At 41.6% G+C, this 24,223-nt stretch carries 26 protein-coding genes; 20 read left to right on the top strand and 6 right to left on the bottom strand.

Annotated elements, in window-relative coordinates; genetic code table 11:
• Positions 1-109: 109 nt before the first annotated feature.
• Genes G3M65_RS03700 through pseH form a run of 13 tightly spaced genes read left to right on the top strand, consistent with a single transcriptional unit; the run spans position 110 to position 13,044 of the window.
• Positions 110-2,041 (top strand): motility associated factor glycosyltransferase family protein, encoded by a 1,932-nt coding sequence (locus G3M65_RS03700; RefSeq protein ID WP_173833262.1) that lies wholly within the window; start codon positions 110-112, stop codon positions 2,039-2,041.
• Complete coding sequence (pseI, locus tag G3M65_RS03705; RefSeq protein ID WP_173833263.1) at positions 2,038-3,081, top strand: pseudaminic acid synthase; 1,044 nt, start codon at positions 2,038-2,040, stop codon at positions 3,079-3,081. Before G3M65_RS03700 ends, pseI begins: the two co-directional genes overlap by 4 nt.
• Complete coding sequence (gene pseB / locus G3M65_RS03710) at positions 3,078-4,103, top strand: UDP-N-acetylglucosamine 4,6-dehydratase (inverting) (protein WP_173833264.1); 1,026 nt, start codon at positions 3,078-3,080, stop codon at positions 4,101-4,103. Before pseI ends, pseB begins: the two co-directional genes overlap by 4 nt.
• Positions 4,090-5,226 (top strand): UDP-4-amino-4,6-dideoxy-N-acetyl-beta-L-altrosamine transaminase, encoded by a 1,137-nt coding sequence (pseC, locus tag G3M65_RS03715; RefSeq protein ID WP_173833265.1) that lies wholly within the window; start codon positions 4,090-4,092, stop codon positions 5,224-5,226. Before pseB ends, pseC begins: the two co-directional genes overlap by 14 nt.
• Entirely contained in the window at positions 5,219-6,088 is an 870-nt protein-coding gene (locus G3M65_RS03720; RefSeq protein WP_173833266.1) for an aldo/keto reductase, read from the top strand. The genes pseC and G3M65_RS03720 overlap by 8 nt, the downstream gene beginning before the upstream one ends.
• Entirely contained in the window at positions 6,073-6,747 is a 675-nt protein-coding gene (locus tag G3M65_RS03725) for a class I SAM-dependent methyltransferase (RefSeq protein ID WP_254426306.1), read from the top strand. The genes G3M65_RS03720 and G3M65_RS03725 overlap by 16 nt, the downstream gene beginning before the upstream one ends.
• Positions 6,744-8,780, top strand: a complete 2,037-nt coding sequence (locus tag G3M65_RS03730) for an aminotransferase class III-fold pyridoxal phosphate-dependent enzyme (RefSeq protein ID WP_173833267.1) — start codon at positions 6,744-6,746, stop codon at positions 8,778-8,780. Before G3M65_RS03725 ends, G3M65_RS03730 begins: the two co-directional genes overlap by 4 nt.
• A gap of 15 nt (positions 8,781-8,795) precedes the next feature.
• Complete coding sequence (locus G3M65_RS03735) at positions 8,796-9,491, top strand: hypothetical protein (RefSeq protein WP_173833268.1); 696 nt, start codon at positions 8,796-8,798, stop codon at positions 9,489-9,491.
• Positions 9,484-10,554 (top strand): glycoside hydrolase family protein, encoded by a 1,071-nt coding sequence (locus G3M65_RS03740; RefSeq protein ID WP_173833269.1) that lies wholly within the window; start codon positions 9,484-9,486, stop codon positions 10,552-10,554. The genes G3M65_RS03735 and G3M65_RS03740 overlap by 8 nt, the downstream gene beginning before the upstream one ends.
• Positions 10,551-11,246, top strand: coding sequence for a formyl transferase (locus G3M65_RS03745; RefSeq protein WP_173833270.1), 696 nt, complete (start codon positions 10,551-10,553; stop codon positions 11,244-11,246). Before G3M65_RS03740 ends, G3M65_RS03745 begins: the two co-directional genes overlap by 4 nt.
• A gap of 18 nt (positions 11,247-11,264) precedes the next feature.
• Positions 11,265-11,417: a PIG-L deacetylase family protein gene (locus G3M65_RS10475; protein WP_217422986.1), complete on the top strand. Its 153-nt coding sequence runs from the start codon at positions 11,265-11,267 to the stop codon at positions 11,415-11,417.
• A gap of 53 nt (positions 11,418-11,470) precedes the next feature.
• Entirely contained in the window at positions 11,471-11,941 is a 471-nt protein-coding gene (locus tag G3M65_RS03750) for a PIG-L deacetylase family protein (RefSeq protein WP_343203648.1), read from the top strand.
• Entirely contained in the window at positions 11,938-13,044 is a 1,107-nt protein-coding gene (pseH, locus tag G3M65_RS10480; RefSeq protein ID WP_217422987.1) for a UDP-4-amino-4,6-dideoxy-N-acetyl-beta-L-altrosamine N-acetyltransferase, read from the top strand. Before G3M65_RS03750 ends, pseH begins: the two co-directional genes overlap by 4 nt.
• Here the strand turns inward: pseH and G3M65_RS03765 are convergent.
• Both G3M65_RS03765 and pseG read right to left on the bottom strand, forming a co-directional pair.
• On the bottom strand, positions 13,010-13,738 hold the full coding sequence (locus tag G3M65_RS03765) for a hypothetical protein (protein ID WP_173833271.1): 729 nt from the start codon (positions 13,736-13,738) through the stop codon (positions 13,010-13,012). The two genes, pseH and G3M65_RS03765, sit on opposite strands and share 35 nt — an antisense overlap.
• Before the next feature lie 10 nt (positions 13,739-13,748).
• Positions 13,749-14,735: a UDP-2,4-diacetamido-2,4,6-trideoxy-beta-L-altropyranose hydrolase gene (gene pseG, locus G3M65_RS03770; protein WP_173833272.1), complete on the bottom strand. Its 987-nt coding sequence runs from the start codon at positions 14,733-14,735 to the stop codon at positions 13,749-13,751.
• Positions 14,736-14,753: 18 nt separating this feature from the next.
• On the opposite strand from pseG, the gene uvrB reads away from it, so the two are divergent.
• The 3 genes from uvrB to G3M65_RS03785 are packed head-to-tail and all read left to right on the top strand — an operon-like array spanning position 14,754 to position 17,627.
• Positions 14,754-16,745 (top strand): excinuclease ABC subunit UvrB, encoded by a 1,992-nt coding sequence (gene uvrB, locus G3M65_RS03775; protein WP_173833273.1) that lies wholly within the window; start codon positions 14,754-14,756, stop codon positions 16,743-16,745.
• A gap of 7 nt (positions 16,746-16,752) precedes the next feature.
• A complete protein-coding gene (locus tag G3M65_RS03780) occupies positions 16,753-17,382 on the top strand; it encodes a class I SAM-dependent methyltransferase (RefSeq protein WP_173833274.1) in 630 nt (209 codons plus the stop codon).
• A complete protein-coding gene (locus G3M65_RS03785) occupies positions 17,379-17,627 on the top strand; it encodes a hypothetical protein (protein ID WP_173833275.1) in 249 nt (82 codons plus the stop codon). Before G3M65_RS03780 ends, G3M65_RS03785 begins: the two co-directional genes overlap by 4 nt.
• On the opposite strand, the gene G3M65_RS03790 is transcribed toward G3M65_RS03785, so the two are convergent.
• Positions 17,618-17,899 carry a ubiquitin-like small modifier protein 1 gene (locus G3M65_RS03790; protein WP_173833276.1) on the bottom strand — a complete coding sequence of 94 codons (282 nt, stop codon included), beginning with the start codon at positions 17,897-17,899 and terminating at the stop codon, positions 17,618-17,620. The genes G3M65_RS03785 and G3M65_RS03790 overlap by 10 nt on opposite strands.
• A 36-nt stretch (positions 17,900-17,935) precedes the next feature.
• Between G3M65_RS03790 and G3M65_RS03795 the strand changes: the two genes are divergently transcribed.
• Together G3M65_RS03795 and G3M65_RS03800 are read left to right on the top strand one after the other, a co-directional pair.
• Positions 17,936-18,559: a diguanylate phosphodiesterase gene (locus G3M65_RS03795; protein ID WP_173833277.1), complete on the top strand. Its 624-nt coding sequence runs from the start codon at positions 17,936-17,938 to the stop codon at positions 18,557-18,559.
• Positions 18,556-19,029: a tetratricopeptide repeat protein gene (locus tag G3M65_RS03800; RefSeq protein WP_173833278.1), complete on the top strand. Its 474-nt coding sequence runs from the start codon at positions 18,556-18,558 to the stop codon at positions 19,027-19,029. Before G3M65_RS03795 ends, G3M65_RS03800 begins: the two co-directional genes overlap by 4 nt.
• Here the strand turns inward: G3M65_RS03800 and ffh are convergent.
• The gene (ffh, locus tag G3M65_RS03805) at positions 18,997-20,316 is read right to left on the bottom strand and encodes a signal recognition particle protein (RefSeq protein ID WP_173833279.1); all 1,320 of its coding nucleotides are present in this window, start codon (positions 20,314-20,316) and stop codon (positions 18,997-18,999) included. The two genes, G3M65_RS03800 and ffh, sit on opposite strands and share 33 nt — an antisense overlap.
• Before the next feature lie 22 nt (positions 20,317-20,338).
• Between ffh and leuB the strand changes: the two genes are divergently transcribed.
• On the top strand, positions 20,339-21,433 hold the full coding sequence (gene leuB, locus G3M65_RS03810) for a 3-isopropylmalate dehydrogenase (RefSeq protein ID WP_173833280.1): 1,095 nt from the start codon (positions 20,339-20,341) through the stop codon (positions 21,431-21,433).
• Positions 21,415-22,923, top strand: coding sequence for a hypothetical protein (locus G3M65_RS03815; protein WP_173833281.1), 1,509 nt, complete (start codon positions 21,415-21,417; stop codon positions 22,921-22,923). The genes leuB and G3M65_RS03815 overlap by 19 nt, the downstream gene beginning before the upstream one ends.
• On the opposite strand, the gene G3M65_RS03820 is transcribed toward G3M65_RS03815, so the two are convergent.
• Entirely contained in the window at positions 22,896-23,834 is a 939-nt protein-coding gene (locus G3M65_RS03820) for an SAM-dependent methyltransferase (RefSeq protein ID WP_254426308.1), read from the bottom strand. The genes G3M65_RS03815 and G3M65_RS03820 overlap by 28 nt on opposite strands.
• Before the next feature lie 17 nt (positions 23,835-23,851).
• Entirely contained in the window at positions 23,852-24,211 is a 360-nt protein-coding gene (locus G3M65_RS03825) for a histidine triad nucleotide-binding protein (RefSeq protein WP_173833282.1), read from the bottom strand.
• Positions 24,212-24,223 lie beyond the last annotated feature (12 nt).

Here is a 24,223-nt window from a genome sequence, read left to right on the forward strand (position 1 = left end):
GTTTTTATCGGATAGTGGAAAAATTTTTTAAGACACCTAAACTTACACCCTCTGCCATTGGGTGATAGTTTGTCAGCTTTTTATGGATGGTGGTAAAATTTTACAGGGCATGGAAATAAAAGAGGAGTTTCTTAAAGAGAGGGTATACAAAAACCACGAATTTCTTCGTAAAAAAGCACCGGGTATACTCCAGCTCATATCAAGCCTACCTCCCAATTTTAGCGTGATAGTCAAGGATGGAAAGCTGGATGCGGATTTTGGGGGTGGTGGCATATATAAGGGCGATGCCTACCAGCTCAGCCTATCTCAAGTACAGGCTTTTGAAGAAAAACCTACGAGGCTGTTTCCAGATATCAACCTTTTAGAGGTTTCCGCTCAAACAGATATTATAGCTCATAGGTATGATTACAAGATACAAAGTCTTATAGGCAACAAGGTAGAACCCAAGCCTATCAGAGAAACAAGACATATCCCACTTCTCCTTATGGTGGGTCTTGGCTTTGGCATACATCTTGAGCTTTTGCTCCAAAAGTATGAAATACAGAACCTCATAATACTTGATGTGCCTGCCTTTTTTAGGCTAAGCCTTTATTACCTTGACTGGGAAAAGCTCTTTGAGTATTATTCAAAGCCGGGCAGAAGCCTAAACTTCATAGTCCATGATAAGCTCATATTGGAGCAAGACCTTAATGTAGCTTTTGAGGAGCTTTTGAGGACTGCTCAACAGCTAAACCCAGGAGTTTTCTACTGGGGCTATTACTTCCAGCATCTTGAATATAACCCACCCATGAGGCTTATAGAGTGGTTTTCTTCTTCTCCTGCCTTTCAGGAGCTTTTTCATGGATACTTTGACGATGAGCTTTGGTCTTTGAGGTGGACCCTTGAAAAGTTTAAGAAGAAGATACCACTCTATTATCCTAAGAAGAAAGTGCCAACGGGTTCGGTTGCCTTTGTGGTGGGTGCAGGTCCTTCTTTGGACTACGCCATAGATAAGATAAAGGAATACAGGGACAAGGCGGTTATATTCTCCTGCGGGACCGCCATATCCGCACTGCAAAGGGCGGGCATAGTGCCAGACTTTCATGTGGAGATAGAAAGGACAAAGTATACTTACGACACACTTATAGAGCTTGACAGAAACTATCTCAAACAGACAAGGCTTATAGCCAACAACCCTCTATGGACAGATTGTTTTAAGCTCTTCAAGAGAGGATACATGTTTCTAAAGCTAAACGACACTGGTGCACTTCTTTTAGAGCCTACTGGCTCACCTATCATATGGCACACGGGACCCACTGTGACCGCAGCAGGCGTTGCCCTTGCAGGAGAGTTTGGCTTTGAAGAGGTATACCTCTTTGGTGTAGACCTTGGCTCAAAGAATGTGGAGAGCCACCACTCAAAACTAACAAACTACTACAACCCTAAAAGTTTCCTCTCAAAGTCAAGCATAGATTTTGACCTTACTGTGCCAGGAAACTTCGGAGGCGAAGTAAAGACCCATTTATGGTTTCTAAATACCAAATACGGCATAGAGCAGACCATAAAAAAGAAGGGTATAAAGGTCTACAACACCTCTGACGGTGCAAAAATAGAAGGTGCCATACCTTTACCCATAGAGTTCTTTAGGCTGGAAAACTCCGCAAACAAAAAAGAAGCCATAGCATCCATAGAAGAGAACTTTGATACAAGATATATAAACATGGTAAACGTCCCAGAAGTCCTCAAAAGACTACAGACAGACTTTGAAACCCTTTCTGAATACATACGGGATTATCCAAAAACCTATGACTTTTCAAAGCTACACGATTCGGTTTACAGTTTTCAGGATTTGGTTAGAAAGCTCGTCTCCTTTAAAAACCCTCTCCTGTATAACCTCCTCTACCACAATACACATCGTTGGAGTCAGATAGCCCTTGGGCATGCCTTGAGTTTGGAAGGTGAGGAAAGGAAGGAATTCCTAAGGGAGTTTTATGGTCTATACTATAACTTTCTTAAGGATGCTGTTAAGGAGATAAGAGAGCTTTTGGAGGACTTTGGATGATAGAAATAGGTGGGAAAAGAATAGGAGAGGGTGAGCCTGTTTTTGTGGTGGCTGAGCTTTCCGCTAACCATCTGCAAGACCTTGACCTTGCACTGAAAACCATAGAGGCGATAAAAGAATCTGGTGCGGATGCGGTAAAGCTCCAAACCTATACGCCAGACACTATAACCTTAAATGTAAAAAACGAACACTTTATGATAAAAGAAGGCACGCTTTGGGATGGGCAGTATCTGTATGACCTTTATAAAAAAGCCTACACACCTTGGGAGTGGCACGAGAAACTTTTTAACTTTGCCAAAGAGCTTGGGCTTGTGTGCTTTTCCTCACCCTTTGACAAAACTGCGGTTGACTTTTTGGAAGAGCTTGGGACACCAGCTTATAAGGTCGCATCCTTTGAGATAGTGGACATTCCTCTTATAGAGTATATAGCCAGTAAGGGAAAGCCAGTTATAATCTCCACGGGCATTGCCACCCTTTCTGACATAGAAGAAGCCATAAAGGCCTGCAAAAGGGCAGGAAATGAGCAGATAATACTTCTAAAGTGTGTTTCTGAGTATCCTACACCCTATGAGGATGCCAACCTAAGGACAATACCCAACATGAGAGAAACCTTTGGAGTGCCAGTAGGTCTTTCTGACCACACCCTTGGCATAGCAGTGCCTATTGCCTCTGTGGCTTTGGGGGCGGTTATGGTGGAAAAGCACTTTATACTTGATAGAAATCTTGGAGGACCAGACAGTGCCTTTTCCCTTGAGCCAGAGGAGTTCAAGGCTATGGTCTCTGCCATAAGACAGGTGGAAAAGGCACTTGGAAAAGTGAGCTACGAGCTAACAGAAAGGCAAAAAGCCATGAGAAAGTTTTCAAGAAGCCTTTTTGTGGCCAAGGACATAAAAGCAGGTGAGACATTTACAGAGGAAAATGTAAGAAGTGTAAGACCGGCAGTGGGTTTGCATCCCAAGTATTTAAAGGATATCCTTGGTAGAAGGGCAAGGTTTGACATAAAGGCTGGAACTCCACTTTCTTGGGAGCTTGTAGAATGAGCTTTTTAGACAACAAGACCATACTTATAACTGGTGGCACAGGGTCCTTTGGAAAGACCTTTGTGAGGTATGTGCTTAGCCATTACAAACCAAAAAAGGTAATAATCCTTAGCAGAGATGAGTTCAAGCAGTGGCAGATGAGCAAGGAGTTTCCAGAGGATAGGTTTCCACAGCTTAGGTTTTTCCTCGGAGACATAAGGGACAAGGACAGACTAAGGCTTGCCTTTGATGGTGTGGACTATGTGGTGCATGCTGCAGCCCTCAAGCATGTGCCAATCCTTGAATACAATCCCTTTGAAGCAGTAAAGACCAACATCATAGGAGCTCAAAATATCATTGAGACCGCTATAGAGAAGGGAGTGAAAAAGGTAATAGCCCTTTCTACCGACAAGGCGGTAAGCCCAGTAAACCTCTACGGTGCTACTAAGTTAACTATGGAAAAACTCTTTATTGCAGGCAACGCTTACGCAGGTGCAAAGGATACCTCTTTTGCCATAGTTAGATACGGTAATGTGGTTGGAAGCAGGGGAAGCGTTGTGCAGTTATTCCTTAAGCTCATCTCTGAAGGTTGTAGGGAGCTTCCTATAACAGACACAAGAATGACGCGCTTTTGGATAACCCTTGAGGAAGGCGTCCAGCTTGTGCTTTTTGCCCTTGAAAGGTCAGAAGGTGGTGAGGTCTTTGTGCCAAAAATACCCAGTGTTAGGGTGGTTGACTTGGCAAAAGTTCTATGTCCAGAGTGTGGCTTTAGAATAATAGGCATAAGACCAGGAGAAAAACTACATGAAAGCCTGATAGCAGAAGACGAAGCACGGGATGTAAGACTGGTAAAGCACAAAGAAAAAGAGTATTTTGTTATCCTTCCTCAGTTCAGCTTTGAAGCAAGGGCTTTGGAGGTTTGGAAAGACTATCCAAAGATGCAAGAAGGCTTTTTCTACAGAAGCGATAAAAATGACTGGTGGCTTGAGGGAGAGGAGCTAAAAGAGTTTCTAAGAAGTGCTATTGAACATGTGGAATACTAAATTTTGGAAAAGAACGATTCCTTACGGTAGGCAGTATATAGACCAAGAGGACATAGAGGCGGTTGTGGAGGTTCTGAGGTCTGACTATATCACGCAGGGTCCAAAGATAGAAGCCTTTGAGAGGGCTTTGGCAAGCTATTGCGGTGTGGACTATGCGGTAGCCTTTAACTCTGGCACTTCTGCCTTGTATTGCATTTACAAAGCCTTAGGGCTAAAGGAGGGGGATGAGTTTATAACTACTCCTATAACCTTTACCGCTACGGTTTCTATGGGAGTTATGCTTGGTGCAAAGCCAGTCTTTTGTGATATAGAACCAGATACGGGAAACATGGATGTAAACCTATTGGAGAGTTTGATAACAGAAAGGACAAGGCTCATAGTGCCTGTTCACTACGCTGGGCATCCTGTGGATATGGAAAAGGTCTGGCAGGTGGCTCAGAAATACGGGCTTTATGTGGTGGAGGATGCCTGCCACGCCCTTGGCTCTGAGTATAGAGGTCATAAAACTGGCTCTTGCAAGTATTCGCACGCTACGGTTTTTAGCTTCCATCCAGTAAAGCACATAACCACAGGAGAAGGTGGTGCGGTGCTAACTAAGAGTTATGAACTCTACGAAAAGTTGTTAAAGTGCAGAAATCACGGAATGGTAAGAGGTGAAGACTGGGAGTATGCCATAGAGTTTCCATCCTTTAACTTCCGAATAACAGACCTTCAGTGTGCTTTGGGAATTTCACAGCTAAAAAAACTCAGCCACTTTGTCCAGAGGAGAAGACATTTAGCGGAGCTATACAAAGAAAAACTTGGAGGCTTAGAGAGCCTAAGTCTTTTGGTAGAAAAGCCATACGCATACCATTCCTATCATCTCTATCCTATAAAGCTAACTGACAAAGAAAGGAGGAGGGAAGTTTTCAAAAACCTCAGGGCACAGGGTATAGGAGTTCAGGTTCACTACATCCCCGTCTACTGGCATCCCTTTATGGAAAAACTTGGATACAAAAAGGGACTTTGCCCTAATGCGGAGGACTTTTATCAAAGAGAGATAAGCCTGCCCATGTATCCTACGCTAAAGGAAGAGGAGCTTGAGTTTGTGGTGGAGAGGTTGAGGAGCTTGATAGATGGTTAACAAACTTATACTTGGCACTGCAAACTTTGGTATGAATTACGGCATTGCCTTTGGCAAGCAAGTTTCTAAGGAAGAGGTTTTTAGAATACTTGACCTTGCGGTAGAGGAAAAGGTCTTTGGTGTTGACACCGCACCAGTCTATGGTGATGCGGAAGAGGTTATAGGTGAATATTTTTCTCAAAAGGGACAGGTTTTGAAAGTTATAACTAAGCTACCGAAAAAATACTATAAATCCTACGAGGATGTTAAATCTACTTTGTTGGAAAGTCTTAAGAATCTAAAAATTGATAGCGTAGATTATTTGCTTGTTCACTCTTTTGAAACTTTTAAGCAACATAAAGAGCTTTTGGACTATTCTCTCAAGTCTCTAAAAGAGCAAGGGCTCTTAAAGTTCTATGGTATTTCTGTTTATCATCCATGGGAGGTTTTTCAGTTTCTTGAAACCTTTGGTGGCAATTTTGCAGTGGAGTTTCCTATAAACGTATTTGACAGGAGATTTGTTCCATACATTGAAAAATGGAAAGAAAAGGGTATAATACTGTTTGCAAGGTCTGTATTTCTTCAAGGTCTTTTCTTTCTTCCTGAAGAGAAGCTAAAAGGGGTTTTTGAAAGGGTCAAGGAGAAGATTCTTAGACTAAGAGAAATATCAGAAAAACTTGGTATAAGCCTTGCATGTCTTTGTCTTTTGTTTGTTTTGAATTTTTCACAGGTAGATGGTTTTATAGTAGGTGTAGATGATAAAAAACAGCTCGAGGACCTGCTTAATTGTGCTAAGCTAAAAAAGATTGACGCTTTAGAACTTGAAGACCTTGAGATTGACGATGAAGATATAATACTTCCATATAAATGGAGAAAACAGTGAGACAAGACGAAGTATTTAAAAGCTATGAAGCGGACAGATGGTATGAAAGGAATAAAGAGGGCTTAAAGCCAGGGGATGATCTCATAATATGGTTAATAGACACTTATGGGCTTGTTCACCAAAACAGTGCGGTCTTGGAAGTAGGAGCTTCTAACGGTTTCAGATTGGAAAGGATAAGAGAAAAATATGAATGTAAGGTTTTTGCTGTCGAACCATCAAAGAAGGCAGTGGAGGAAGGTAAGGCAAGTTTTCCAGAGGTTGAGTTTTATAACATAACTGCGGAGGAGATGGAATTTCAAGAGGATTTTGACCTAATAATAATAAATAGTGTGTTTCATTGGGTAGATAGAAAAAACCTATTTACGGTGTTTTCAAAATTAGACAGAGCACTGAAAGATGGTGGTCATTTGATAATTGGAGACTTCCAAACACCAATACCCTTCAAAAATCCATATCATCATCTCAAAGATGTGGAGGTATACACTTATAAACAGGCATATAGAGAGATTTTTCTATCATCAAAGCTCTATATAGAACTAGCAACTCTTTGCTATAACCATGACACGAAAGACTTTAGAAATATAAACCTAAAAAATATGTTTTGCGTAAGCCTTTTAAAAAAGCAAGAATTATACCTAAGACAGGATAAAATGCTATGAAGACTGGCATAGTGCTTCAGGCAAGAAACGGTTCAACTCGGTTTCCTTATAAGATGGTAGCAGATATAAATGGGAGGAAATCCATAGAATGGCTTTTGAAAAGGCTTGAAAAGGTTAAGGTTAACGAGAGAATAGTTGCGACTTCTTGGAAAGAGGAAGATAGAGACATACTCAAAATTGCGGAATATAATAATTGGAAAACCTTGGCAGGAGACCCTGAGGATGTCCTCAGTAGATATGCAAAGGCGGTAGAAGATTTTTCCCTTGACTTAGTAGTGAGAATAACTGGAGATTGTCCTCTAATAGACCCTGAACTTGTCCAAAAAGCTCTTAGCAAAGCACTTGAAGAAAATGTAGACTATCTCGTGCTTACTGGTATAATAGACGGCTTTGATGTGGAGGTCATAAAGGGAGAATGGATACTAAAGGCTCATCAAAGGGCTAAACTTCCGTCAGAAAGAGAGCATGTAAGCCCATACATAAGTAAGTCAAAAAAGGCTAAAAAGCTATTTTATAGAATACACGAAGAAGACCTCTCGCACATACATCTTAGCCTTGACTATCCAGAGGATTTGGTAATCATAGAAAGAATCATAAAAACCCTTGGAAAGGAAGACTTTACCTACGAAGAGGTGGTAAAACTTATAAAGGAAAAGCCAGAAATCTTGAAAAGGGAGAAAGAAATTCCTGTAAACGAGGGATATCTCAAGTCCCTAAGGCAAGACAGGGATTTTATAAGGTCTCTGAAAGCAAAACCTTTAAAACTTGAAAACAACCTAAGGCATTTTGAAAAGACCAAAACTCTAATACCTAACTGTTCTCAAACCTTTAGCAAGTCATACCTGCAGTTTTCTGTGGGAGCGGTCCCACTTTTTGTGAAAGAAGGAAAAGGTTGTTATCTTACGGACCTTGACGAGAATACCTATATAGACTACACTATGGGACTTGGTGCTTGTATATTAGGCTATGCCTTTGAGCCTGTTATTGAAAGAGTGGAAAAGGAGCTAAGAAGGGGAACAGTTTTTACCTTACCGAGCTATCTTGAGACAGAGCTTGCGGAGCTTTTGAGAGAAACTATACCATGCTGTGAGATGGCGCGTTTTGGGAAGAATGGCTCTGACGTGACCTCTGCGGGCGTTAGGCTTGCAAGGGCATACACGGGCAGGAAATACATAGCTTGTTGTGGATATCACGGCTGGCAGGATTGGTATATAGGGACAACCACTAGGGATAAGGGAATTCCAGAGGAGGTAAAGAGCCTTACCCTTACCTTTGAGTATAACAATATACAAAGTCTTGAAAGGCTTTTTGAGGAATACGAAGACCAGATAGCCTGCGTAATAATGGAGCCTGTGGGCGTAGAAGAGCCAAAGGAAGACTTTTTACAAAAGGTCAGAGAGCTTACACAGAAACATGGTGCTTTATTGATATTTGATGAGGTGGTTAGTGGCTTTCGCTTTTCCTTGGGAGGTGCACAAGAATATTTTGGAGTAGTTCCAGACCTCGCCTGCTTTGGCAAAGCTATGGGCAATGGCATGCCTATATCCGCCATAGTTGGAAGGTCGGAGATTATGGAGCTTTTTGAGGAGGTCTTTTTCTCTTTTACCTTTGGAGGAGAAACCGCAAGCATAGTATCCGCCATCGCAACCATCCAATATCTAAAAGACCAAAAGGTAATACCCTACCTTTGGGAGCAAGGAAAAAAGCTAAAACAAGGCATTCAAAAGCTAATAGAAGATAAAGAAATGGAGGATAGAGCCTTTGTAAAGGGTTATGATGTTAGGTTTTTGCTGGATTTTGTAGGAGAAAACAGCCTAAAGTTAAAAACTCTTTTCCAACAAGAAAGTGCAAAAAGAGGAATTCTTTTCACAGGTTCTCATAACATGGCTTTACCTCATGATGATAAGATAATTGAAAAAACTCTTGAAGTATACGATGAGGTGCTTGATATTGTGAAGTTTGCAGTGGAATACGATATGGTAGATGAGTTGATAGAGGGACAAATACTACAGCCTGTGTTTAGAAAGATGTGATTTATATTTAAATCTATGGAGAGACTTGAGGACAGAGTAGAAAGACTGGAAAAACTCGGGGAATTGCTTGTCAGAGAGATGCTTGACTTTAAACTCTGGGCAAGTAGGATGATAGCAGAAGGCGAAAGGAGATTGGAAGAATACAGGAGAGAGGTAGACAGACAGATAAAGGAATACAAGGAAGAAACAGACAGGAAGATAGCAGAGTATAGGGCTGAAACTGATAGGCAAATAAGAGAACATAAAGAAGAAACTCGCAATCAGATAAGAGAAAACAACAAACGCTGGGGCGAGCTTGCCAACAAGTTAGGAACAATCGTAGAAGACATCATATACCCAGCCTTTAGACCTGTGGTAAGGAAATACTTTGGCTGTGAGCCAGAGAAAACCTATATGAGGCTTGAGTATACTAATCGTCAAAAGGATATATACGAAGAGTTTGATGCGGTGGCAGTGTGTGAGGACAAGGTGTTTTTGCTTGAGGTAAAGTCTACTCCAAGGGAAAAGCACATAGAGGAGTTTAAAGAAAAAGCCAAGAGGTTTCTGGAATACTTTCCTGAGTTTACAGGAAAGAAGTTAATTCTTATCATGGCAAGCCTTAGCTTTAATGAGGGTTTTGTCAAGCAGTTGTCTAAGGCTAATATATATGCTATGGCTTATAGAGAATGGGAGTATATGGATATTCTTAACTTTGAGGAGGTAAATGTTTAAATCTATAAAGCATCCAAAACCTGTTCTTTGCCCTGAGTATCCTTGGGAAGAAAAACATACATACCTTTATGGTTCTGTTATAGAGCTACAGGACAAGTTGAGGATGTATTATCAAAGTTATGTGGATGGGATTGGCTTTTTTGTGTGCCTTGCGGAGTCAGAGGATGGCATAAACTGGAAAAAACCTCTCATAAGACCTCTCAAGGAAAGCATCCCTCATCTTTACCCTACTGTGGAAGTAGAAGGCAGGGTATTGGACTTTTACCACAAAACTCAACATCTTGAATGTATGAGCAACGTGGTAGCAAACTATCACATTCCATCTGTTATATACAAGCCAGAGGATGAGTATCCATACAAACTCTTTGGCTACACAGACAAAGGCTATTGCGTTGCCTTTTCAAAGGATGGTATAAACTTCGTGGAATACGAAAACAACCCTGTAATTCCTCTGCTAAAATTTCCAAACAAAAAGACAAAGAAGATATGGTATAGCGATGTTGCACCAGTTTTTTACGATAAAAGGAAAAGGGTTTATAGAGCTATGGTAAAAACTTATAAGATAGACAAGCAAGGCAGGACAAGACGCTGTGTGGGAATGTCAATAAGTAGGGATTTTATAAACTGGAGCAAGCCAAAAACAGTATGGATACCATCTGAAAGGGAAGACAGAATAGCACAAGAAAGAGGTTTTAATTGGGCAGACTTTTATGGCTTGTGTCCCTTTAACTACAAAGACCATTATCTTGGCTTTTTGTGGCTTTTTATGATAGACCATGAGTTTAAAAAAGGAACGCACGATGGGAAAATAGAGATTTATTTAGCCTACAGTAAGGACTGCAGAAAATGGGAGCTTGTCTCAGATGAGCCTGTAATACCACTTGGAAAGGAGGATGAGTGGGATAGTGGGATGATAACAACTGCAAATCAGCCTATCTTTATGGAAGACAGGTTTATAATATACTATGGAGGTGCAAACTTCAGCCATGGGTATGGGGAGTATGAAAAACTATATGAAGATTGGAATAGGTTTTGTATTGGTTTTTGCGAGATAGAGCTATGAGGATTGTTATAGCAACTATAAAATCTTGGAATATAGAAAACGCTAACAAGTTAATGGAGTTATACAAAAACCAATGGAAGATTAAAGTTATAACTTCAAAAGCTGATTTAACAAAGTCCTTGCTAGATGAATTTAAACCAGATTATATTTTCTTCCCTCATTGGTCCTGGTTAGTTCCAGAAGATATATTCAAGACATACGAATGCATAGGTTTTCATTTAGGAGATTTACCCTATGGGAGAGGAGGAAACCCACTACAAAACCATATCATAAGGAAAATATATAACACGAAAATAACCGCTTTTAGAATTGGAGAGGGGATAGATAGAGGAAAAATCTATCTGAAAAGAGATTTTTATTTAGGGGTTGGTAGAGCAGAGGAGCTGTTTATAAAAATCTCTGAAATTATTTTCTTTGATATGATACCTTTTATAATCAAATTTAGACCAAAACCTTATGAGCAAGTGGGGGAGAGTTATATGTTCCAAAGAAGAACAGAACAGCAGAGTGATTTATTGTCTGCGAATATCAATGATATCCAAGATTTTTATGACTTTGTTCGTATGTTAGACGCAGAAGGTTATCCTAAAGCATACATAAAATTAGGTAAGCTGAAAATTGAGTTTAGCGAAGCTGTATTATATAGCAATAATGTGGTGGGAAGGTTCAGGGTAATGTTGGAAGATAAATAGAGAGAGGATTTAACAGCCATGCGAGTTCTCCTAATTTTCTCTCATCCTGATGATGAAGTTTTGGCATGTGGTGGGACTGTAGCAAGGTTATCGGAAGAGGGCTTTGAAGTTTATACGCTTATACTTGGAGAAGGTATAACCTCAAGAGACAAAAAAGGGATACAAAATTAAGGAAACAGGAACTGGAAGACCTTAAAAGAAATGCGATTAAAGCCAACAAGAAGATAGGTGTTAGAGATGTGATATTTTATGATTTTCCTGATAATAGATTTGATACTGTGCCATTGCTTGATATTGTAAAGTCTATAGAGAAGGTTATAAGAGAGCTAAAGCCAGAAATAATATTTACCCACTACGAAAAAGACCTCAACATAAACCACCAGATAACCTATAAAGCAGTGCTAACCGCAACTAGACCTCAGCCCGGCAATCCTGTTAAAAAAATAGACTCGTGCGAAGTGCTATCATCAACTGAGTGGAACTATCCTTTGGGTTTTCAACCAGATACATATTTTATACTTTCTACAGAGCATATAAGGAAAAAAGTTGAGGCTTTGAGTTGCTATGAAAGTGAATTAAGGACATACCCACATCCAAGGTCCGTTGAAGGTGTAGAATATTTAGCAAGGTTAAGAGGTCTACAAATAGGTGTAGAATATGCAGAAGGTTTTAAACTTGTCAGAGAGATACTATGAAGGTGTTACTTCTTGGTGGAAACGAGCATAGTATTGAGCTTTTAGAGTGGCTAAAAAGCATAGGTGAAGAGGTTATATATATAGAAGAGAAGGTTAACTTAGAACTCGTCAAAAAATTAAGCCCTGACTTCATAATAAGCTACAACTACAAGCACATAATACCAAAGGAAGTAGTAAGAGCTTACTATCCAAGAATAATAAATCTTCACATATCCTTTCTTCCTTATAATAGAGGTGCTTATCCAAATGTATGGAGCTTTTTGGAAGACACACCAAAGGGTGTGACTATTCATCTTGTGGATGAAGGTGTGGATACTGGAGACATATTGGTGCAAAAAGAGGTCTTTATAGACGAGGAAAAGGAAACACTAAGGAGTTCATACTTGAAACTCCATAGAGAAATTCAAGAGCTTTTTAAAGAAAACTGGGAAAGTATAAAAACCCTGAAAATAAAGCCCATTAAACAACATGGGGGGGCTCAAAGCATTACAGAAGAGAATACAACATATTTGAGCCCTTTATCAGAGAAAAAGGATGGGATACACCCATCAGAGAACTTAAGGAGAAATATAGAGCTTGGAGATGTGCTATTGAAAAATTTTGTGAACTTGAATGAGGAAGAGATTGAAATGGTCAGAAGGTGGAGAAATCATCCAGAGGTTAGAAGGTGGATGTATACAGACCATGAGATAAGTAAAGAGGAGCATGTTAACTTCATAGAAGGTCTAAAACATGACAAAAGAAATTTTTACTATCTTGTTTATAAGGTTGATAAGGCTGTTGGTGTGCTTAGCTTGACAAAGGTAGATTTTCGCAATCGCAATGCCTACTTTGGAATATATGCAAACCCAGAAGAGAAAATTCATGGAGCGGGTCTTATTTTGGAAAAGAGTGCCATAAGTCTTGCTTTTGATGTTGCACAGTTGCATACTCTAAAACTTGAGGTTATAGAAGATAATGAAAGAGTTATAAATTTTCACAAAAGGATGGGCTTTGAAGAGGAAGGTAGGCTAAGGGAGTTTGTTTTTAAGGATGGAAGATGGAAGGATGTGATAGTGATGGGAATGATTAAGAAGGGTTCTGTTCTTGAACAACCCTTATAAAGAGCACTTCCTTATGCTTTTCTTCAAGCTCTGGAGGGATTTCAACGCCTACAACTACTGGGATGGTTTCTATCTGATAGAGTTTATAGAAAATGTCTGCCCTTTCCAAAGCCCTTACTGCGTCTTTTTCATCTACAGTATATGATACTTCAACCGCAAGAAGGAATTCTTTCTCTCCTTTTTTAGCCCTTAGCAAAATATCAAGATTTAAGGCTTGTTCTCTTTCTTCGGGAGTTATCAAGCCTTGTTCTTCCGCATCGTCAAGTTTTTCTGCCCATTGTTGTATGTCTATGACTTTTATCTTTCTGAAGAACCTTCCAAAATATGCAGGTGCTTTCTCTCTAACCTTTCTTTCAAGGTTATCACCTTTCAAAGACGCCACATCCACCTTTAAAGATTTTACCTCCTTTTTTAGCCATGCCACATCTTTCTCAAGGACTTCAACCCTTTTTTCAGTTCGTGCAGTGGTTTGTTTTACTGCCTCCACGTCCTCTTGAATTTTGGCAACCTTTTCCTCTAAGGGCTCGAACCTTTCCTTTACAAACCTGTCAAACTTCTTGGGTAGCTCTATAAGGTCTGCGGTCAGTATAAGAGTTCTCAGTTCCTCAAGCCACTCGGGATGTTCTCTAAGAGCCTGCAATAGGTCATAGAAGTTCCTTATCTGATAGGTTTTTTGAAGCTCTACTTGCTCCATAAGGATAATATTAGTCTTTTGTAAGCTCTTTTACAACTCTCAAAGCTCCCTTTCCATCTACGGTCTTTTTGCCTACTTTTGCCATCTTTTCTCTTACCTTATAGTCCATTATGCTTTCTGTATGGGTGATAACCTTTTCAATTATGTCTTTGTCCTCCCACCAGCCTGCGTAAAAGGCAAAGCCTATATTGTGCCATCCTTTACAGTTTAACAGCTGGTTCTCTGCTACTGCCACAAGGACTGCAGGTGTGCCAACCCTCGCAAGCTCGTAGGTGGTCTGCCCTCCAGCACTTATGGCTATGTCCGCCAAAAGCATAAGCTCCCTCATGCCTTCTGCACTAAGACCCTCAAAAAGATTAACTTGCTTGTCCGCCAAAGCACTTATCTCCTCAATATTGCGAAAGCCCTTGCCAACAACAACCAAAAACTCAAGGTCTTTGAAGTGTTCTCTAAGGGATTTCAAAACTTTTGGTGTCATGTTTTTTGAATCGTCTCCGCCAAAGGTTATAAGTATCCTTTTAGCTTTTTGCCTTATGTTCCTTCTCTTTACCTTCCAAAAGGCACTTCTGAGAGGTATATATCTGGGTCCAAGAAGGTATTTAAGACCCATTTTCTGAGGATATGCCAATTCATAAGCGTATACGCCTCCGTTTAGCACGATGCCTGAAGGATAGTCAATCCTCTTGTAGTCATCTATGTAAAGTTTACGCTTTACCCTTTTGGATATTTCTTGATAGAATTCCTCACTTGCAAGGTAAGAGTCCACTACCACTACATTATAGTCCTCTATTTTCTCAATTAGGGTTTTCCAGTTTTTATGCCAGTCAAAGATTCTATGGTTTTTATCTTTCAAAAGGCTCTCCACAGAGCTGTCTCCTGCCACGAGTAAAAAGGGTTCATGCCCGAGGGTTTCAAAAGCCTGATATAAAGAGAGGCATCTTGTTATGTGTCCGTGCCCGATGGAAGAAGAGCCCTCTGTTAGCAGGAGTGCTTTCACAGGTTTAAATTATAAGTTATGAAAACTCTTACTGGCTTTAGCATTAAGACTCCTCTCAAACCTGCAGGAGACCAACCAAAGGCTATAAGAGAACTTCTTGAAAACTTGGAGTCTGGAGTAAAGGAGCAGGTGCTTTTGGGTGCCACTGGCACAGGCAAAACCTTTACCATAGCCAATGTGATAGAAAAGTATAACAAGCCAACCCTTATAATAGCTCATAACAAGATACTCGCTGCACAGCTATACAGGGAGCTAAAGGAGCTCTTTCCAGAAAACGCAGTGGAATACTTCATTTCCTATTACGACTACTATCAGCCAGAGGCATACATACCAGAAAAGGACCTTTACATAGAAAAGGATGCGAGCATAAATGAGATTCTTGAGAGATACAGGCATTCTGCCACCGTATCAGTTCTTGAAAGGCGGGATGTTATAGTGGTTGCCTCTGTCTCTTGCATATACGGTCTTGGCTCACCAGAGGCTTACTATTCCTTGAGAATATCCCTTGAGGTGGGTCAGAGGTATAGCCTAAGTAAACTCACGAGGAAACTGGTAGAGATAGGCTACGAAAGGAGCGACTATGCCATAAGGAGGGCAACCTTTACGGTAAAAGGCAACGCCCTTGAGGTTGTCCCTTCAGATATGGAAGACCAGCTTATAAGGATTGAGTTTTGGGATGACGAAATAGATTCCATTAGCTTGATGGATGCCTTAAACAGACATAAGATAAAAGACCTCAAAAAGGTTGTTCTCTTTCCCGCAAGCCACTATGTGGCACCAAGGGATACCATAGAGGAAGCCCTAAGAGAGATTGAGAAGGACCTAAAGGAAAGGGTTGAGTGGTTTAAGGCTAATGGAAAACTTGTGGAAGCCCAAAGGCTCTATCAAAGAACCATGCACGATATGGAGATGATAAGGGAGCTTGGACATTGTAAGGGAATAGAAAACTATTCCAGATACTTTGACCGCAGAAAACCGGGAGAGCCACCCTTTACCCTTCTTGACTATTTTCCTGAGGATTTTCTTCTTATAGTGGATGAATCCCACGTGACTATTCCTCAGGTCAGAGCCATGTATAACGGAGACCGTTCAAGAAAGGAAAAACTCGTAGAATACGGCTGGAGACTTCCCTCTGCTCTTGACAATAGACCTCTTAAGTTTGAGGAGTTCTTGCAAAAGCTCAACCAAGTTATATACATGTCCGCAACCCCTGGAGATTGGGAAGTCCAAAGGAGCAAGGGTGTAATAGTGGAGCAGATTGTCCGACCCACTGGGCTTCTTGACCCCGTGGTGGAAGTGCGTCCCACGAGAAACCAGCTTGAAGACTTAATAAGGGAAATTCAAGAGAGGAAAAAGAGAAGAGAAAGGGCTTTGGTTTTGACTACCACGAAAAGACTTGCGGAGGAGGTCTCTGATTATCTAAACGAAAGAGGCATAAAGGCAAAATACCTACACTCAGACCTTGATGCCATAGAGAGAGCAAAGGTGGTAAAGGAGCTAAGAGAAGGCACTGTTGAGGTTATAGTGGGCGTTAACCTTCTAAGAGAAGGGCTTGACCTACCAGAGGTTTCCCTTGTTGCCATACTTGAGGCGGACAAGGAAGGCTTTCTAAGGAGCTACACCTCACTGATCCAAACTATAGGGCGTGCTGCGAGAAACCTTAACGGCAAAGCCATCCTCTATGCGGACAGGATAACAGAGTCCATGAGAAGGGCAATAGAAGAGACAAACAGAAGAAGACAGCTTCAGGAGAAATACAACCAAGAGCATGGCATAACTCCAAAGAGTATAGTAAAGCCTATAAAGGAGCTTTTGGCTATAGAGGAGCTGGACTATGTAAAGCTCCCCCTAAAGCTACCCAAAGGCATATCCTCAGAGGAAGACCTAATACAGAGGATAAGCAAGTTGGAAAAGGAAATGTGGGAATGTGCCAAAAGGTGGGAGTTTGAAAAGGCTGCAAAGCTCAGAGATGAGATAAAACAGCTCAGAGAACTTCTAAAGCTAATATAATTTTCTCATGGGACATAAATTTGACCCCTCAAAACTGCAAAAACTTGACGACCCCAGCAGGCTTGAGCTCTTTGACCCCCAGAAGGTCCTAAGGGAGTTTGGGCTTAGAAAAGGAATGAAGGTGCTTGATGTGGGCACTGGTGCAGGCTTTTACCTGCCATACCTTTCAGAGGCGGTAGGCTCAGAGGGCAAGGTATATGCCATAGACACAGAACCTCTGGCAGTGGAGTATGCAAGCAAAAAGGTAAAAGAGCTTGGGCTATCTAACGTGGAGGTATTACTTTCGGAAGAGAACCGCATACCCCTTTCGGATAACTTGGTAGATTTTGTCTTTATGGCTTTTGTATTCCATGAGCTTGAAGAGCCAGTAAGCTATATGGAGGAGATAAAAAGGGTTTGCAAGCCATTGGCGTATGTGTCTATAATAGACTGGAAGAAGGAAGAAAGGGACAAGGGTCCTCCACCAGAGGAGGTTTATTCTGAGTGGGAAATAGGTCTTATGCTTGAAGAGGCAGGCTTAAGGGTAGGGAGGGTGGTAGAGCTTGGAAAATACTGCTTTGGCGTTTACGCCATGGTGCTAAAACAAGAGCAAGAAAGGTTTGAAAGCCCAATAAAGATACCGCCAGGATTGGTATGAAAAGCAGGAGAGAAGAGCTTAGAAATTATGGCATAGAAATAGAATCAAGGTATTTCATATACAGAAGAGAAGACAAAGTTATAGCGGTGCCCTACTTTCATATCAGAACTATAGAACTAAAAGAAGATACGGTTATAGTCTATACAGGCGGTATAGAAAGGCTCGTTATACAGCTACCTCACCAAGGGCTTGCCCTTGCACTCTTTGAGGATATACTTTTAAGTATTGAGAGGCTTCATCTATAACCGCCTGCAATGGCAGGGACTATAGACAGCACATCTCCATCCTTTAGTTCTGTGTCAAGACCCTTCAAAAACCTTATGTCTTCATCATTAAGGTATAGGTTTACAAACCTTCTTACTTCGCCTTGCTCGTCCACAAGCCTTTCCTTAAAGCCCGGGTAGGCTTCTTCAAGTTTTTCTATAGCTTCTTTTATAGTGCTTGCTTGCACCTGAACCTCACCTTGACCGTTGGTTATCCTTCTCAAAGGTGTGGGAACTCTCACAGTTATAGCCATTGCAAGACCTCCTGACTTATTATAACATATTTCCCGATGGAGGGTAAAAGTATAAAAGTTTACGCCAACCTTGAGAGTGTAGTAAATCTCAAGGATCAGAGTCTCCATGGATACTGGGTTTTGACAAGGATACTTTCTGGAAATTCAGAACTTAGCTTCAAAGATATTGTAGACAAAGACTTGAGGGCACAAGCGGAAACAATGGTGCTAAAAGCGGTAGCAAAAAAAGTTCTCACAAAGCCTATCTTCATTAAAAAACCAATAGCTATGGACCTTGAGTATCTTCCAGTTATCAGTAAAAACTTCGTTGTTTGTCTTCCTCAGGATATGAAATTAGCAGATTTAGCTAAAGCCATAAGTTTCCTAAAGAAGAGCGGATTAAAATCTGCCCTTGATGGATACAGCACGATTGGTTATGAGGTTAAAGAATTCAGAGTAGGGACTTTCGATTATGTGTTTTTTAGTGAAGATTTCTACACAAACACAAAAATATCAAACCTGGAGCGTCTAATAGCTAATCTTAAGCTTTTCAAAGTAAAACTTGGCTTTAAAAACATAGATTCATTAAAGAAGCTTAACTTAGCTCTCAAGTTAGGTATAGATGTGGGGCATGGATATTTCTTCGGGAGTGAAACCTTCCTTGTTGGGATATTAGAATGATATTAGTTTTGTTTACCTTTCTTTTACTGCTCTCCTCCTGTGCCAGAATTATAATGTATACTGACCCGCTCACCTCTGAAGAGCATGTAAATCTTGGATACATATACGAAAAACAGGGTAAGATAGAATTGGCAAGAGAAGAATACAAGAAGGCTATAAGAAAGGACAGAAAAAACTGGATAGCCTACTATAATCTTGGAAACATATACGCAAGGGAAGAAAAGTGGGAAAGGGCGGAGGAGCTATACCTAAGGGCTTTAGAGATAAAAAGAGACCCAGACCTTTTGAATAACTTAGCCTATGTGCTTAACAAGAAAGGAGACCATTGCTTGGCTTTAAAACTAATAGAGGAAGCCTTAGCCAAGGCACAAAAACCAGAATATAAGCAAACAGAAGAAGATATAAGAAGTGCAATAGAGAGAGAAAAAGTAAAGTGTTTATCTTTTGAAGGGGAAGGGGAATTTTGGTAGCTGTGGCATGCCCTGCATGTTTTTTAGCTTTTTTATCATCTTTTTCATTTCTTCGTATTCCTTTAGGACTTTGTTTACATCAGAAACCGTTGTCCCACTACCTTTTGCTATCCTCTGCTTCCTACTCATGTTTATTATTTTTGGATTTCTCCTCTCTTGCTTTGTCATGGAGAGGATTATAGCTTCTGTTTTCTTAAATTTATTCTCATCTATCTTTAGACCCTTGAGCTGTGCACCTATGCCCGGGAGCATACCAAGGAGCTTGTCAAGGGGTCCCATGTTTTTTATAAACCGAATCTGCTTTAGCATGTCCTCAAGGTCAAACTCTCCTTTGAGAACCTTAAAGGCAAGAGCCTGTGCTTCATCTTCTGGAATTACCTTCTGAACTTTCTCCGCAAGGGTCTGTATATCACCGAGACCTAATATTCTTTGAGCTATCCTATCTGGATAGAAGGGCTCGATGTCTTCAATCTTTTCACCCACTCCTATGAACTTCACACCCACGCCAAGAGCTTCTTTAACAGAAAGGGCAACACCACCTCTTGCATCACCATCCATCTTTGTAAGCACCACTCCAGTAAGACCGAGAAGCTCATGGAAGGTTTTTGCAGACTCAAGGGCAGACTGTCCTTGCATGGCATCCGCTACGTATATAATTTCTGAAGGCTTGACAGCTTCCTTTATTTGTCTTAGTTCTTCCATAAGCTCCTCGTCTATATGGAGCCTTCCTGCGGTATCAAGAAGAAGGTAGTCTACAGATTCTTCTTTGGCTTTTTGAAGTGCCCTTTTGGCTATTTCCACCGCAGTAAGACCCTCCTCAAAGCCATAGTAAGGGACGCCTATTTTCTCCGCAAGCCTTTGAAGCTGTAGCATCGCTGCAGGTCTTCTAACGTCTGTGGAGCTCAAAGATACCTTAAAGCCTTGCTCCTTTAGATAGTTGGCTATCTTGCCTATGCTGGTGGTCTTACCAGTTCCCTGAAGTCCCACAAAAAGCACCATACCCTTTTTTAGGTCCTGCTTTTGACCACCGAGGGTTTGGACAAGCTCTTCGTATATGGTAAGCAGAAAGCTATCTTGCGGTGATGGGCTTTTGGTCAGGTCTTCGGTCAAAGCCCTTTCTCGGACTCTTTTTAAGAAGCCCTTTACTACCTCGTAATCCACATCCGCCTCTATAAGGGCGGTTCTTACTTCCCTTAACACATCGTTGACCTGCTTTTCGGTTAGCTTTCTCGTATCTTTTACCTTACCAAGAGCCTTGCTAAACTTTTCAGTAAGCAGTTCAAGCATAAGGTTTAGTATAATACAGTGTATGCCTACTTTCAAGATAGCGGTTTTAGAGGGAGATGGAATAGGTCCAGAAATAATTGCTTCTGCCCTTAGGGTGCTAAAAAGGCTTGGCGAGCTCTCGGGTTTGGACTTCCTTTTTGAAAAGGCTCTTATAGGTGGCTCTGCCATAGACCAGAAGGGCACGCCCTTGCCACAGGAGACGGTGGAGCTATGCCTTAAGTCGGACGCAGTGCTTCTTGGTGCAGTGGGAGGTCCCAAGTGGGATAGCCTTCCCACAGATAAAAGACCAGAGAAGGGTCTTTTGGGTATAAGAAAGGCTCTTGACCTTTATGCAAACCTCAGACCTGCAAAGGTTTACGAGCCACTTATTAGTTCTTCTCCTCTAAAGGAAGAGGTTGCAAGGGGGACAGACTTTATAGTGGTTAGAGAGCTTACAGGGGATGTCTACTATGGAGAGCCAAGGGGTATCTTTGTGGAGAGTGGCAAAAGGGTAGGCATAAACACCATGAAGTATACAGAGGATGAGATAAGGCGTGTTGTGCGTAAAGCCTTTGAAATAGCCCTTCAGAGAAGAAAAAAACTTACAAGCGTTGACAAGTCCAACGTTTTAGAGGTTAGTGGTTTATGGAAGGAAGTAGTAGAAGAAGAAGCAAAAAATTACCCCGATGTGGAGTTAGAGCACCTTTATGTGGATAACTGTGCCATGCAGATAGTGAGAAGACCCTCTTCCTTTGATGTGATAGTGACGGGTAATATCTTTGGAGACATACTCTCTGACGAGGCGGCGGTTATAACGGGTAGTCTTGGGATGCTACCCTCTGCCAGCCTTGGAGACAAGTATGCTCTCTATGAGCCAGTGCATGGCTCTGCACCAGATATAGCAGGCAAGGGTGTGGCAAACCCGATAGCTACCATACTTTCTGCAAGCATGATGCTTAGGTATTCCTTTGGGTTAACGAGAGAATCAGACCTTATAGATAGAGCAGTGGAATTGGTGCTTGAAAGGGGCTACAGAACTCCAGACATATACAGCGAGGGTTGTATAAAAGTGGGAACAGAGGCTATGACTGACGCTATAATAAAAGCCATGGAGGAGCTATGGGAAGGCTTGTCTTAATTCTTATATTCTTCTTTTCTGTAAGTGTATGGGCACAGGATGCTTTGCAAGGCTTAAAGGACTTTTTCCAAAGGGAAGGCTACGTGGTAAAAGTGGACGCAAACAGAGTGCTTATAGACCTTGGCAGAGAAAAGGTAAGGGTTGGTGAGGAGTTTACAATCCTTAGAGAGGGCAAAGAGATAGTCCATCCCATTACAAAGCAGGTTATAGGAAGAGAAAGCCAACAAGTAGGGGTTCTCAGAGTGGAAGAGGTGCAGGATAACTTCTCTCACGCAAAACTTATTGAAGGGTCTCCGAGGGAAGGAGATAGAATAAGGCTTTTGGCAAAAGATGTGTGCTTTGATGGTTCGGAAGATTGGTTTTTCAAACTTCGTTCAGTCCTGCCAGAATTAAAAAGGGAAAAAACATGCACCTACACCATAAAGGAGTTAAAGGACGGCATAGGTGTGGAGTATAGAAACTCTCCTGTAGCCTTTTTCCAAACACAGCAGGCGGTAGTGCAGGGCATAGAGAGGGCAAGCCTTGAGGATATAAACCTGCTTGCAAGACCAAGGCTTCTCAGAGCCTTGCCATCGCTACCTCTATCCGCAGACCTTTGTGACCTTACTGGGACTGGTAAAGAGTTTCTTGTAGTGCTTTTTTCTGGAAGGGTTGAGGTTTATGAGCTTTTGAAAAACGACTTGGTAAAGAGGTTTGACTACAGCTTGCCTGCAGGTGTTCCCGTAGGTCTCAGATGTGGCAAGATAGGCACTGATGGTAGAGACCTTGTGCTTGTAAACATGGTATCTGGAGACTCAGCAAACTCTCTCATTTTGAGGTCAGTGGGCGACAGCTTTGTTCCTGTAAGAAGAAATATTCCCTACATAATGAGCGTTCTTGACAAAAGCAGACCAAAGGAGACCTTTATAGGTCAAAGGTTTAACTTCAGAGATAGGTTTGGTCAAACAGTGAGGTTGTCCTTAGAGGGAGAAAACTTAAGGGAGACGGGAGCTTTTCTTGCTCCAAGAGGCTTTAGGATAGACAGTGCCTTCTATTTTGGAGACTATCTTGTTTTTACAGATAGCATTGGTAGGGTAAGGATCTATAGAGGAGATACGGAGGTCTTTTCAACAGAAGAGGGCTTTGGTGGTTCTTATACCCTTGTGGAAATCCCTCTTGAGCAAGGAAAAGTCAATTTCATCTTTAACCCACCGGGCACAGGGGCAAGGTTTTTAAACTTCAACATGGCTTTTGTGGTGAAAAACCATACAGGTATAGTGCAAAGATTTTTAGACATAGTCAAATACAGCAGAGGTGAGCTCTTTGTTATAGGAGAGAGGCGTAAAGACCTTGTGTTTATAAGACCCATAAGGGGTGGAAACTTTGAAGAATCCGTGCAGGCGGTGCTTACCACAAAGGATGGAAGGGTGCTGGTTCTTACTGGAAGGACTGGAACGCTTGCCATACAGAACAGAGGGGAAGTCTACGAGTTGGAACTTAGGGCTCTTTGAAGTAATACCCTAAAGCGGTCGCCCATGCTCAACAGCATGGTCTTAAGACGCGAGAACCTTTCTATGTCCTCAGGCTCTTGGGAAAAACCAAGAATTTCAAGCTCCTGCACAAAGGCGGAGCTTTCCAAAAGAAAATCCCTCATGCTTTTCAAATAAACTCTTTCAAGCCCAAAGTCTTTCCCATACTCTTCCAGCACCGAAAAGTTTACATGGGCTGTTATATCAACAGGTTTCTGGCTTTTCAAAGGATTTTTCTCAACCCTGTGAGAGCGATAACCCAAAACCGTGCCCTCAGGGAATCTGTATAGCTCTTGAGAGGTATAGCCGTAATCTATCACCAGATGGTAGCCTCCTATTAGATTCTTTGAAAGCTCTCTGAGAAACTCCACACAGTCCACACAAACCTCCACAATCTGTGAAAGCCCTTCGTAGCCCATCCTTTTGAGCATTTCCTTTACACGCTCATCCTCCAGCTCAAGCCATACCTCTTGCCCATTCTTGACAAAAAGCTCCTTGCCTTCCTTCACTACATGCACTGGTAGACAGTCAAAAAATTCGTTGGAGAAAACCACACCCTCAAAGGGGAAGAGATGCTCACACCAAAAAACCTTGCCTTCAAAGTCCTTCAACCTTTTTCTTTGGATATCAATTAGGGTAGGGCTAAAGTCGTAGATGTAGTATCTGAGCCTTTCAAATAGCTCAGGCTCTTTTTCTCTGAAATAGCTAAGCACATCGTAGGCGAGCACTCCACTGCCACCGCCAAGCTCAAGAAGGACAGGCTCTCCGAAGTCCCTTATAAGCTCTGCCATATGCTCCGCTAGGGCATATCCAAAGGCTCTGTCAAGCTCTGGTGCGGTAAAAAAATCTTTCCTGAAATCCCTTTGATAATACTCCCTTACCTTTTGAGACATCCAATCCCTAAAGGATATCAGCCCGGTGGCCAGGACATACTCCTCCCTGCAATAAAGTGAAGATGAAGATGAAAGACGCTTTGCCCTGCATCCCTTCCCACGTTAAAGACTAGCCTGTAGCCTTTATTTAAGTCTTCATCGGGTGCATAACCCAGCTCTTCTCCAAGCCTCCTTGCCACATAGAACATATGACCCACCAGAGGCACATCCTCAGGCTCAAGGCTCTGAATACCAACTATGTGCTTTTTAGGAATTATTAAAATGTGTGTAGGTGCAACTGGGTTGATATCATGGAAAGCATAAACCAATTCATCTTCATAAACACCCTTTGAGGGAATTTCCTTCCTCACTATCTTGCAGAATATACAGTCTTGCATGGCAGAGCCTCC

The sequence above is a fragment of the Hydrogenobacter sp. T-8 genome (assembly GCF_011006175.1).
Taxonomy (GTDB): domain Bacteria; phylum Aquificota; class Aquificia; order Aquificales; family Aquificaceae; genus Pampinifervens; species Pampinifervens florentissimum.

What these genes read in the sequence shown, in the direction of transcription:
- G3M65_RS03700 (WP_173833262.1), top strand. Translation starts at nt 110, where the DNA reads ATGGAAATAAAAGAGGAGTTTCTTAAAGAGAGGGTATACAAAAACCAC.
- pseI (WP_173833263.1), top strand. Translation starts at nt 2,038, where the DNA reads ATGATAGAAATAGGTGGGAAAAGAATAGGAGAGGGTGAGCCTGTTTTT.
- pseB (WP_173833264.1), top strand. Translation starts at nt 3,078, where the DNA reads ATGAGCTTTTTAGACAACAAGACCATACTTATAACTGGTGGCACAGGG.
- pseC (WP_173833265.1), top strand. Translation starts at nt 4,090, where the DNA reads ATGTGGAATACTAAATTTTGGAAAAGAACGATTCCTTACGGTAGGCAG.
- G3M65_RS03720 (WP_173833266.1), top strand. Translation starts at nt 5,219, where the DNA reads ATGGTTAACAAACTTATACTTGGCACTGCAAACTTTGGTATGAATTAC.
- G3M65_RS03725 (WP_254426306.1), top strand. Translation starts at nt 6,073, where the DNA reads ATGGAGAAAACAGTGAGACAAGACGAAGTATTTAAAAGCTATGAAGCG.
- G3M65_RS03730 (WP_173833267.1), top strand. Translation starts at nt 6,744, where the DNA reads ATGAAGACTGGCATAGTGCTTCAGGCAAGAAACGGTTCAACTCGGTTT.
- G3M65_RS03735 (WP_173833268.1), top strand. Translation starts at nt 8,796, where the DNA reads ATGGAGAGACTTGAGGACAGAGTAGAAAGACTGGAAAAACTCGGGGAA.
- G3M65_RS03740 (WP_173833269.1), top strand. Translation starts at nt 9,484, where the DNA reads ATGTTTAAATCTATAAAGCATCCAAAACCTGTTCTTTGCCCTGAGTAT.
- G3M65_RS03745 (WP_173833270.1), top strand. Translation starts at nt 10,551, where the DNA reads ATGAGGATTGTTATAGCAACTATAAAATCTTGGAATATAGAAAACGCT.
- G3M65_RS10475 (WP_217422986.1), top strand. Translation starts at nt 11,265, where the DNA reads ATGCGAGTTCTCCTAATTTTCTCTCATCCTGATGATGAAGTTTTGGCA.
- pseH (WP_217422987.1), top strand. Translation starts at nt 11,938, where the DNA reads ATGAAGGTGTTACTTCTTGGTGGAAACGAGCATAGTATTGAGCTTTTA.
- G3M65_RS03765 (WP_173833271.1), bottom strand. Translation starts at nt 13,738, where the DNA reads ATGGAGCAAGTAGAGCTTCAAAAAACCTATCAGATAAGGAACTTCTAT.
- uvrB (WP_173833273.1), top strand. Translation starts at nt 14,754, where the DNA reads ATGAAAACTCTTACTGGCTTTAGCATTAAGACTCCTCTCAAACCTGCA.
- G3M65_RS03780 (WP_173833274.1), top strand. Translation starts at nt 16,753, where the DNA reads ATGGGACATAAATTTGACCCCTCAAAACTGCAAAAACTTGACGACCCC.
- G3M65_RS03785 (WP_173833275.1), top strand. Translation starts at nt 17,379, where the DNA reads ATGAAAAGCAGGAGAGAAGAGCTTAGAAATTATGGCATAGAAATAGAA.
- G3M65_RS03790 (WP_173833276.1), bottom strand. Translation starts at nt 17,899, where the DNA reads ATGGCTATAACTGTGAGAGTTCCCACACCTTTGAGAAGGATAACCAAC.
- G3M65_RS03795 (WP_173833277.1), top strand. Translation starts at nt 17,936, where the DNA reads ATGGAGGGTAAAAGTATAAAAGTTTACGCCAACCTTGAGAGTGTAGTA.
- G3M65_RS03800 (WP_173833278.1), top strand. Translation starts at nt 18,556, where the DNA reads ATGATATTAGTTTTGTTTACCTTTCTTTTACTGCTCTCCTCCTGTGCC.
- ffh (WP_173833279.1), bottom strand. Translation starts at nt 20,316, where the DNA reads ATGCTTGAACTGCTTACTGAAAAGTTTAGCAAGGCTCTTGGTAAGGTA.
- leuB (WP_173833280.1), top strand. Translation starts at nt 20,339, where the DNA reads ATGCCTACTTTCAAGATAGCGGTTTTAGAGGGAGATGGAATAGGTCCA.
- G3M65_RS03815 (WP_173833281.1), top strand. Translation starts at nt 21,415, where the DNA reads ATGGGAAGGCTTGTCTTAATTCTTATATTCTTCTTTTCTGTAAGTGTA.
- G3M65_RS03820 (WP_254426308.1), bottom strand. Translation starts at nt 23,834, where the DNA reads ATGTCTCAAAAGGTAAGGGAGTATTATCAAAGGGATTTCAGGAAAGAT.
- G3M65_RS03825 (WP_173833282.1), bottom strand. Translation starts at nt 24,211, where the DNA reads ATGCAAGACTGTATATTCTGCAAGATAGTGAGGAAGGAAATTCCCTCA.